Source organism: Kitasatospora sp. NPDC059088, from assembly GCF_042738155.1.
Lineage (GTDB): Bacteria > Actinomycetota > Actinomycetes > Streptomycetales > Streptomycetaceae > Kitasatospora.
Window position 1 is genome coordinate 24,467 of the sequence record NZ_JBHYGR010000106.1, and the last position, 9,194, is coordinate 33,660.

The 9,194-nt window shown below is 74.3% G+C and carries 8 protein-coding genes; 3 read left to right on the forward strand and 5 right to left on the reverse strand.

The window, feature by feature from the left end:
• Nucleotides 1-139: 139 nt before the first annotated feature.
• The 5 genes from ACFWXO_RS33965 to ACFWXO_RS33985 form a co-directional block, all read right to left on the reverse strand.
• On the reverse strand, nucleotides 140-1,153 hold the full coding sequence (locus ACFWXO_RS33965) for a hypothetical protein (protein ID WP_380528800.1): 1,014 nt from the start codon (nucleotides 1,151-1,153) through the stop codon (nucleotides 140-142).
• A gap of 89 nt (nucleotides 1,154-1,242) precedes the next feature.
• Nucleotides 1,243-2,220: an aromatase/cyclase gene (locus ACFWXO_RS33970; protein ID WP_380528802.1), complete on the reverse strand. Its 978-nt coding sequence runs from the start codon at nucleotides 2,218-2,220 to the stop codon at nucleotides 1,243-1,245.
• 29 nt (nucleotides 2,221-2,249) lie between these two features.
• On the reverse strand, nucleotides 2,250-2,510 hold the full coding sequence (locus ACFWXO_RS33975) for an acyl carrier protein (RefSeq protein WP_375895220.1): 261 nt from the start codon (nucleotides 2,508-2,510) through the stop codon (nucleotides 2,250-2,252).
• Between the two features lie 44 nt (nucleotides 2,511-2,554).
• Nucleotides 2,555-3,841, reverse strand: a complete 1,287-nt coding sequence (locus tag ACFWXO_RS33980) for a ketosynthase chain-length factor (protein ID WP_380528804.1) — start codon at nucleotides 3,839-3,841, stop codon at nucleotides 2,555-2,557.
• The gene (locus tag ACFWXO_RS33985; RefSeq protein ID WP_380528806.1) at nucleotides 3,838-5,103 is read right to left on the reverse strand and encodes a beta-ketoacyl-[acyl-carrier-protein] synthase family protein; all 1,266 of its coding nucleotides are present in this window, start codon (nucleotides 5,101-5,103) and stop codon (nucleotides 3,838-3,840) included. The genes ACFWXO_RS33980 and ACFWXO_RS33985 overlap by 4 nt, the downstream gene beginning before the upstream one ends.
• A gap of 290 nt (nucleotides 5,104-5,393) precedes the next feature.
• Here ACFWXO_RS33985 and ACFWXO_RS33990 point away from each other — a divergent pair, with 290 nt between their 5' ends.
• From ACFWXO_RS33990 to ACFWXO_RS34000, 3 genes are all read left to right on the forward strand, one after another.
• Nucleotides 5,394-6,299, forward strand: a complete 906-nt coding sequence (locus tag ACFWXO_RS33990; RefSeq protein WP_380528808.1) for an MBL fold metallo-hydrolase — start codon at nucleotides 5,394-5,396, stop codon at nucleotides 6,297-6,299.
• Between the two features lie 66 nt (nucleotides 6,300-6,365).
• Nucleotides 6,366-6,875, forward strand: a complete 510-nt coding sequence (locus ACFWXO_RS33995) for an ATP synthase F0 subunit B (RefSeq protein ID WP_380528809.1) — start codon at nucleotides 6,366-6,368, stop codon at nucleotides 6,873-6,875.
• Nucleotides 6,876-7,136: 261 nt separating this feature from the next.
• Nucleotides 7,137-9,158, forward strand: coding sequence for a carbamoyltransferase C-terminal domain-containing protein (locus ACFWXO_RS34000; RefSeq protein ID WP_380528811.1), 2,022 nt, complete (start codon nucleotides 7,137-7,139; stop codon nucleotides 9,156-9,158).
• Nucleotides 9,159-9,194 lie beyond the last annotated feature (36 nt).

The following is a 9,194-nucleotide window of genomic DNA, read 5'->3' on the forward strand; positions in this document are numbered from 1 at the left end:
TTTTTTACCCCCCGCCCCCCGCCCCCCGCCCGGGGGCGCGCCCCCCCCCCCCCCCCCCCCCCCCCCCCCCCCCCCCCGCGGGGGGGGGGGGCGCGGGGCGGTTCGTCGTGGTGCGGTGCCGGTCGGTGCCGGCCGGGTGTCAGCCCGCCCGGCGGGTGACGAAGTCGTTCAGCGAGACCGTCATCTCCTTGCCGTTGCGCCGGTACTCGGCGCAGTAGCTGGTCGGGTAGTCGCCCGCCTGCTGGAAGGCCGCCGGCGTCTTGACCGGGGTGCAGACCTTGTCGCCGGGCTTGAGGTCGATGAGCCACTGGTAGGTGATCATCGGCTCGTAGAAGGTGATCCCGCCGTCGTAGTTCCCGTACAGGAACGCCTTGGTGAACGGCCGGCCGTGGAACTCCGGGCCGGTCCCGTCGATCAGGTGGTTGCCCATCTTGGCGACGACCGCGCCGAAGTCGGCGTAGTCCGGGGCGGTGTACTTCGCGGGCACGGGCTTGCGCGCGGTGGCGAAGTCGTCGCAGTCGGTCAGGCCGGGGCCGGCGCAGGGGCCGACCCGGATGGCGTCCCGGTCCTTGCGGCTCTGGATGTAGAAGTGGAAGTCGAAGTGCGGGGCGGTGTAGACGCCCTGCGGGTCGTGGCCCTCGGCGTTCCAGTTGACCAGCGCCCAGGTGAACGGGCCGGACTTCTTGGTGTACGTGCCGGGCAGCTCGAACGGGTAGCTCTGGTGGTGGATGCACTCGGTCGCGGGGTCGATCCGGCCGTCCCCGTTGACGTCGTAGCAGTCCTTGCGGTCCGTGGTGTGCGGCTCGGGCAGCCCGGTGAGCGCGGTGCGGTCGAAGACGAAGCCGAGGGCGGTCGGCCGGCCCTTGGAGAACTGCGCGTAGGTGCGCATCCTCCCGTTGCCGACCTTGACGGCCGGGCCGTACTCGGCGCACGGGCCCGCGTAGGCGCCGGCGGTGTCGAGCGCGGAGTCGGCCTCGGCGGAGCCGACGGTGTCGGTGGTCTCGCCGTCGAGGGTGGCCCGGCACACCTGGACGGCCTCGGCGCCCGAGGCGGCCGGCAGCACGGCGACGGTGCCGAGCAGTCCGCAGATCCCCGCGGCGATCCCCGCGGCGGTCAGCCAGGTGCGCTGGGTGCGTCTGTGCGACGGTGACATGGGGTGTTCCTTCCTGAGGGTGCGGCGGCGCCCGGGGCTGGCCCCGGTCGGGCCTGCCCCGGGCACCGCCGGGTGGTGGGGCGGGAGGGTCAGCGGGCCTCGGTCGTCGCACCGGCCGCGAAGGACAGGGTGCGCAGGCTGTTGCCGCCGAGGGCCTCGCGCAGGTGGGCCCGGGCGTCCGCGAGCGTGCTGCCCGGGCCGAGCACCGCCGGGACGGCCGCCGGGTCGACCGCGACGGTGTGCCGGGCCGTGGCGACCGGGCGGCCCCGGGCGTCGGTGCCGAAGGTCCACAGCCCGCTGTGGCCGAGCAGCAGGGCCGGCGGGGCGGACTGCTTGTAGGCGATCCACTCCGGCTCCTGGCAGACCCGCCAGGACGCGGTGCGGTGGGTGGCGCCGTCGGCGGTGCGGGTGACCATCTCCAGCCGCTGGACGCCGGGTTCGGGCTCCTCCAGGGCCACCTCGTCGACGTGCGGGAGGAGCTCGGCCCAGCGGTCGGCCCGGTCGACGAACGCGAAGGCCTCGGCCGCCCCGACGGTCAGCTCGACCTCGTCGGTGAAGCTGAACACCACCTCGTCCACCGGGTGCCCGAGCTCGGCGACCCGGGCCAGCGCGCCGAGTTCGGACGGGCTGTTGCGGTCCACGGCCCGGGTGATCCACTCGGCCTGCTCCGGGTCGTCGTCCACCGCGGTGAACGCGTGCCGGAGCACCACCTCGGTGTGCCCGCCGGGGAGTTCCAGGAACTCCCAGCTGCCGCCCATCGAGGCCACCGGCGCCCGGCTGACCTCCTGGCGGAAGTCGATCCGGCGGGTGACCGGGTCCAGCACGCGCCGGGAGGTCCAGTTGCTCACCGCGCCGTTGAGCACGGCCCAGATCCGGAACCGCTCCCGGTCGCCGGTGTGCTCCAGGTGCTGGACGTGCACGGTCGGGCCGAACACGGCCGGCCACCGGGTGACGTCCGCGACCAGCTCGTACAGGGCGGCCGGCGGCGCGGCGACGGTGCGCCGGTGCTCGGTGGTGCGGATCCGGTGGTTCGCTTCGCGTCCGTTCCCGGACGGGACTTCCTGCACGGTGCTCTCCTCGACTCGCCGGGCGGTGGTCAGCGGACGGCCGGGCGGGCGCCGTTGACCACGGCGAGCAGCGCGGCCGGGGTGTCGGCGTCGGCGAACGCGTCGCCCGGGAACGTGACGCCGAGCTCCCGCTCGATCCGGGAGGCGGTCTCCATCAGGGCCAGCGAGTCGTAGCCGAGGTCCTCGAACGGGGTGTCCAGGGTGTTCTCGTCGAGGACCGGGCCGTCGCCCTCGCCCGCGCAGGCCACCAGGATGCGGCGCAGGTCGGTGACGGTCATGGGAGTGGTCATGGGTCTCTCCTCGGAGGTGTGGTCGGGGGTGGTGCGGGCGCCGCTCAGCGGCCGGGGGCGGTGACGACCAGGGCCGCGTTGAAGCCGCGGTGGCCCCGGGCCAGCACCAGGGCGGCGCGCACCCGCAGCGGGCGGGCCTCGCCGCGCACCAGGTCCAGGCCGTACTCCTGCGGCACGTGGGTGGTGTGGGCGGTCGCCGGGACGACGCCGTCGCGGATCGACAGCAGGGCGAGCGCGGTGTCCACCGGGCCGCCGCCCGCCGCGAGCCGCCCGAACAGCGACTTGGGGGCGGTGACGGGTACGCCGTGCGGGCCGAAGACCGCGGTGATCGCCTCCGCCTCGGCCCGGTCGGCCGCCGGGCTGCCGGCCGCGTCGGCGAACACGACGTCGATGTCGGAGGGGAGCAACCCGGCGTCGGCGATGGCCAGTTCGGCCGCGCGCCGCAGCCCCGGAGGTCGGCCGGAGCCGGGCCGGGGGTCGAAGGTCGCCGCGTACCCGGCGAGTTCGCCGAGAACCCGCGGCGCCCCGCGCCGGGCGGCCGAACCGGCGTCCTCGATGACGAGCATGGCGCCGCCCTCACCGGGCAGGTGCCCGGAGGCGTCCCGGTCGAAGGGCAGGAACGCGCGGGTCGGGTCCGACACCGGGCTGGTCCGGCCGCCCGACAGCTGGGCGGCCCAGCCCCACGGGTCGAACGCGGAGTCCACGCCGCCGCTGAGCATCAGCGCGGTGCCCTGGCGGATGCCGCGCCGGGCGTGGCCGAGGGCGTCCAGCCCGCCCGCCTGCTCGCCGACCAGCGCCGCCGAGGGGCCGCGCATCTTGTGGCGGATGGAGATCTGGCCGGTGTTCACGGCGTAGAACCAGGCGAAGGACTCGTAGACGCTGACGAACTCCGGGCCCTGCTTCCACAGCTTCCGGAACTCGCGGTGGGTGAACTCGAAGCCGCCCTGGGCGGTCGAGGTGCAGACGCCCTGCGCGTAGTCGGACAGGCTGTCCGGATCCAACTCCGCGTCCGCCAGGGCCTGTTCGGCGGCGACCAGGGCGTAGCGGGAGGACACGTCGGTCTGCGGGAGCAGTCGGCCCGGCAGCAGGGCCGTCGCGTCGAAGTCGCGGATCTCACCGGCCAGCCGGGTCCGCAGGCCGGTGGTGTCCAGCCGGGTGAGTTCGCCGATGCCGTGCCGGCCGGCCAGCGTGGCGGCCCAGAAGGCCTCGGTGCCGAAGCCGTTGGGGGCCAGCACGGCGAGGCCGGTGACGACGGGGGCGGCGGTGGCGGCCGTGGCGGTGGTGGCGGCGGAGCCGGTGGCGGGGGTGGAGAGGGTGGCGGGGGTGCTCACGCGGCGGACTCCAGACGTCGCAGGACCATCGCGCTCTGGAATCCGCCGAAGCCGCTGCCCACGGTGAGGACGTTGTCCACCCGCAGCTCGCGTGCCGTCAGCGGGACGTAGTCCAGGTCGCACTCCGGGTCCGGGGTGTGCAGGTTCGCGGTCGGCGGGACGACGTTGTGCTCGATCGCCAGGACGGAGGCGGCGATCTCGATCGCGCCGATCGCCCCGAGCGAGTGCCCGATCATGGACTTGATCGAGCTCACCGGCACCTCGTAGGCGTGGGCTCCGAGGCTGCGCTTGAACGCCGCGGTCTCGTGCCGGTCGTTCTGCTTGGTGCCCGAGCCGTGCGCGTTGACGTAGTGCACGCCGGTCGGGTCGAGCCGGGCCTCGTCGAGGGCGAGCCGGATGGCCTCGGCCATCTCGCGGCCGTCCTTCTTCAAGCCCGTCATGTGGTACGCGTTGCAGCGGGTCGCGTAGCCGCCGACCTCGGCGTGGATGTGCGCGCCGCGGGCCAGGGCCGACTCCAGCGACTCCAGCACGAACATCGCGGAGCCCTCGGCCAGCACGAAGCCGTTGCGGGAGTCGTCGAACGGGCGGGAGGCGTGCTCGGGGTCGTCGTTGCGGGGCGTGGTGGCCTTGATGGCGTCGAAGCAGGCCACCACGATCGGCGACACCGGGGTGTCGGCGGCGCCGGCGAGCACCACGTCGGCGGAGCCCTCGCGGATCAGCTGGACGCCGTAGCCGACCGAGTCCAGACCGGAGGTGCAGCCGTCCGAGACCAGGGTGACCGGCCCCTCGGCGCCGACCTCCCAGGCGATCTCGGCCGGCATCGCGCCGGGGCTGAAGTAGTCGAACATGTGCGGGGACAGGTAGTCGTGGTCCACCTGCCAGTCCCGGCCGGCGCCGGACAGCACCAGGTACTCGCGCTCCAGGCTGGTCGCGGCGGCCACCGCGCTGCCGAGGCTCACGCCGATCCGGTGCGGGTCGAGCGAGGCGAAGTCCAGTCCGCTGTCGGCGACGGCCTCGCGGGTGCAGGCGACGGCGAACTGGGTCGCCCGGTCCATCCGGCGCAGCTCGCGCGCCCCCAGGCCCTCCAGCTGCGGGTCGAAGTCGACCTCGCCGGCGATCCGCGAGCGGAACGGGGCCGGGTCGAAGAAGGAGATGCGGCGGGTCGCGGTGCGGCCCTCGGACAGCAGGCTCCAGAACTCCTTGGTCCCGGTGCCGCCCGGTGCCCGCACCCCCATGCCGGTGATCACCACCCTTCGGGTCATCGTCCTGCTCCTTCACGGCCTCGATTGCTGCGGACCATGGACGGTCCTCCTTCCGAATGGGAACGGGCCCGGGGGCCCGTCTTCGGACCCGGGGGCCCTGGAACGGCAACAGCGTGCGAGCGGTGCCTCAAGCGGCACTCGAAGCGGCCTTGACGCCTGGTCAGGCCGAAGGTGCCGGTCCGGGCGCTGTGGCGGTCGTCGAGCCCGGCTCTAGCGGGGGCTGGGAGCTTGGCCGGGCCTGCGCCCGTCGCACGCCCCCGACATCCGTCCGACCACCCCGGGAGCCCGTCATGCCCGCCCAGGACCCCACGCTGGAGGAAGTCGCCGCGGGCGTCTTCGCGTACGTGCAGCCCGACGGCGGCTGGTGCCTGAACAACGCCGGGCTGGTCGCGACGGGGGACGGCGCGGTGCTGATCGACACCGCGGCCACCGAGGCCCGCGCCCGGGCCCTGCGCGCGGCCGTGCTGGGGGTCTGCGCGACGCCGCCGGGGCTGCTCGTCAACACCCACTCGCACGGCGACCACAGCTTCGGCAACGCGCTGTTCCCGGAGGCCGCGGTCGTCTCGCACGAGAACGCCCGGCGGGAGGCGCTCGCCGCCGGACTGCACCTGACCACGCTGTGGCCCGGCGTCTCCTGGGGCGACCTCACCGTGCGGGCCGCCGACCTCACCTTCGCCGGCCGGACCTCACTGCACCGCGGGGACGTACGGATCGAGCTGCTGCACTTCGGGACGGCGCACACCACCGGGGACACCGCCGTCTGGCTGCCCGACCACGGGGTGCTGCACACCGGGGACCTGGTGATGGCGGGCGTCACCCCGTTCTTCCCGATGGGCTCGCTGGCCGGCTCGCTGCGGGCCGTCGAGGAGCTGCGGGCGCTCGGCGCGAGGACCGTCGTGCCCGGGCACGGGCCGGTCGGCGGCCCCGAACTCCTGGACGCCACCGAGGACTACCTGCACTACGTGCGGGACCTCGCGGCCGCGGGCCGCCGGGCCGGCCGCTCGCCGCGGGAGACGGCCGCCGCGCACGGCCCCGGGCCGTTCGCGGCGCTGCTCGACGCGGAGCGCCTGCTGCCGAACCTGCACCGCGCCTACCTGGAGGACGCCGACCCCGGCTCGGAGAGCGCCGTGGACATGGGCGCGCTCTTCGCCGAGATGGTGGAGTACTGCGGCGGACTGCCGGCCTGCCACGCCTGACGGGCCCCGGCCGCGCTCCGCCACCCCGGCAGGTATGCGTGACATGAGCTCAACTATCCTGCTGCCATGGGACCTTTGAAGCCTGATGTAGCGCAGTTGGTGATCGGACTCGTCTGCTTCTTCCTGATCTTCGGGATCCTCGGGGCGGTGCTGCTGCCGCGGATCGAGAAGGTGCTGGGGGAGCGGCGGGACGCCACCGAGGGGGGTGTCGAGCGGGCCGAGGAGGCGCGGGCGGAGGCCCAGCGGATATATGAGGAGTTCCAGGCGGAACTCCTCGCCGCGCGGCACGAGGCGGCGGCGATCCGGCAGACCGCCACCGAGGAGGGGGCGGCGCTGATCGCGCGGCTGCGGGCCGAGGGGCAGGCGCTGCGGGACGGGATGCTGGCCGAGGCGCAGGTGCAGCTGGCGGCGGACCGGGTGCTGGCCGAGGCCGAGCTGCGGGAGGACGTGATCCGGCTGGCCGGGGAGCTGGCGGGGCGGGTGATCGGCGAGCCGGTCGCCGAGCTGCCGCGGACCCGGGCGATCGCCGACGAGTTCTTCGCCGCGCAGGACGCCGGGGCCGGCGCCCGGGCCTGACGCACCTCACGGACTTCCCCGCCGAACGGCCCGGGCCCCCGCTGCGCATGCGTACGCCCGGGCGCGGGGCCGTGCGTAAACGGGGATTTCAGTATGTACCGGCCCTGCGCACGCGTGGTCGAATGACCGGGTAGTCGCTGGTGCCGGGGGCAGGCGGCCGGCCCGGGCGGGGTACCGGAAATCCCGGGGCATCCCTTCGCGCACGGGCCGGAAATACCTCGTCCTGACAGAACCTGGCAGACCGAGGAAAAAGAGGTAACCGTGGCCGAGCATTTCCTTTCCGCCTATCTCACGCCGCCGGGGCCGGGTGCGGTCTTCTCGGTCCGGCACGACCAGAACGTCGCGCTGTGGCGCCGGGACGGGGCGGACGTCGAACTCGTCCGGGTCTGGGAACTGGAGCGGGTCAGCGGGCAGAAGCACCATTTCTGGCCGCTGTACACCGAGGGCCGCTCGGCGGCCTTCCTGTCGGCGCTGCTCGCCGAGGAGGGGCTGACCCTCGACGACGTCACCGCCACCTGGGGCACGCCCGGCCTGCCCAAGGCGCAGCCGGTGCCGAAGCCGGCCGGGGCGGAGGACTTCCCGCTGCACAGCCTGGCGCACCTGTTCAGCGGCGTGCTGCGGGACGTCCCGCTGTTCCGCGAGGGGCAGATCGTCGGCCTGGCGATCGACGCGCTGCCCGACTACGCCCAGGAGAGCCGCCCCAACCCGTACTGGTACGCGGGCTGCGTGGTGAAGCAGGGCCGGATCACCTTCGAGCCGGTGGAGTCCCCCGGGCCGCTGTACACCGCGGCCGAGACGGTGTTCGGGCTGGAGCCGGGCTCGCTGATGGCGCTCGCCTCCGCCTCGACGGCCGCGATCGAGTTCGACGCCGAGGCCGCGATCGCCGGCGTCACCTTCTTCGGCGGCTCGGCGACCCAGCCCTGGAAGGCCGCCCACGACCTGGTGCGCTCGGTGGTGGACGCGGCCGAGGAGCAGCTCGCCGACGCGGAGCTGGACGACTCGCTCAGCCGTGAGGACCACCTGCGCAGCGCCGTGATGAAGGTGATCCAGCGCTGCTGCGAGGGCGTCGCGATCCGCAACGTGGAGCGGCTGCTGGAGGTCGGCGGCATCCGCGCCGAGGACACCCACCTGGCCACCACCGGCGGCTACGCGCTCAACTGCCCCACCAACACCCTGCTGATGGACCGCTTCGGCTTCCGCGGCCTGGTCACCCCGCCGTGCGCCAACGACTCCGGCCAGGGCATCGGCCTGGGCCTGCTCGGCCTGTACGGGGCCGGCGCGCTCGACGGCGCCGGGCTGCGGATCACCTCCCCGTACTACGGCCGGGACGTCCTGGACACCGAGGAGGCGCTGGCCGAGTTCGCGCCGTGGATCGTCTCGGTGACGGACTTCGAGGACGAGCGCTTCGTCGCCGACGTCTCGGACGGCGTGGTCGCCTGGGTGGACGGCCGGGCCGAGCTCGGTCCGCGCGCGCTGGGCCACCGCAGCCTGCTCGGCGACCCGCGGTCGCCGAAGGTCAAGGACCTGCTGAACGAGGTCAAGCGGCGCCAGTGGTGGCGGCCGGTCGCGCCGATGGTGATGGCCGAGCACGCGGGCGACTGGTTCGCCTCCGACCGCGAGTCGCCGTACATGCTGGAGGCCGTGCAGGTCCGGCCGCAGGTGCGGGAGCTGGTGCCCGCGATCGTCCACCTGGACGGCTCGGCCCGGCACCAGACCGTCACCGCGGCGTCCAACCCGCGGCTGCACCGGGCGCTGGACGCCTTCCGGGCCGCGACCGGGGTGCCGATCCTGTGCAACACCTCGCTCAACGACAAGGCCGAGGCGGTCGTCGACCAGGCCGCGCAGGCGCTCAACCTCTGTGTCCGCAAGGGCGTTCCGGTGCTCTACCTGAGCGGGCGGCGGGTCGAGCTGCGGGCCGAGCCGGTGCCGACCGCCGGGGTGCCGGCGCCGGTGGCCCCGACCGAGCCGCGGCCGCGCGCCCTGGAGCACTTCGCCGGGCAGGAGGCGGACCGCGACGCGCTGTGGCAGGGCTGGCTGGACGCCGGCTACACCGTCGAGGGCATGTACCACCTCTCGCGCAGCCACCAGCTGCGCGCCGAGCGGGAGTTGTCCACGCCGGAGCGGGTCAACCTGCTGGCGGCGTACCGGGCGAAGGTGGACCCGTCGTTCTCCGGGCTGGTGGACAACTTCGTCCGTACCCACGGGCCGGGCGGCTCCTTCGTCGACCCGTCCACGCTGACCGGGGCGTTCGGGGTGATCAACCCGCTGCGCAAGGGCCGCTGAGCCGTCGGGGAAAGGGTCGGGGGGTGGGGCTTTCGA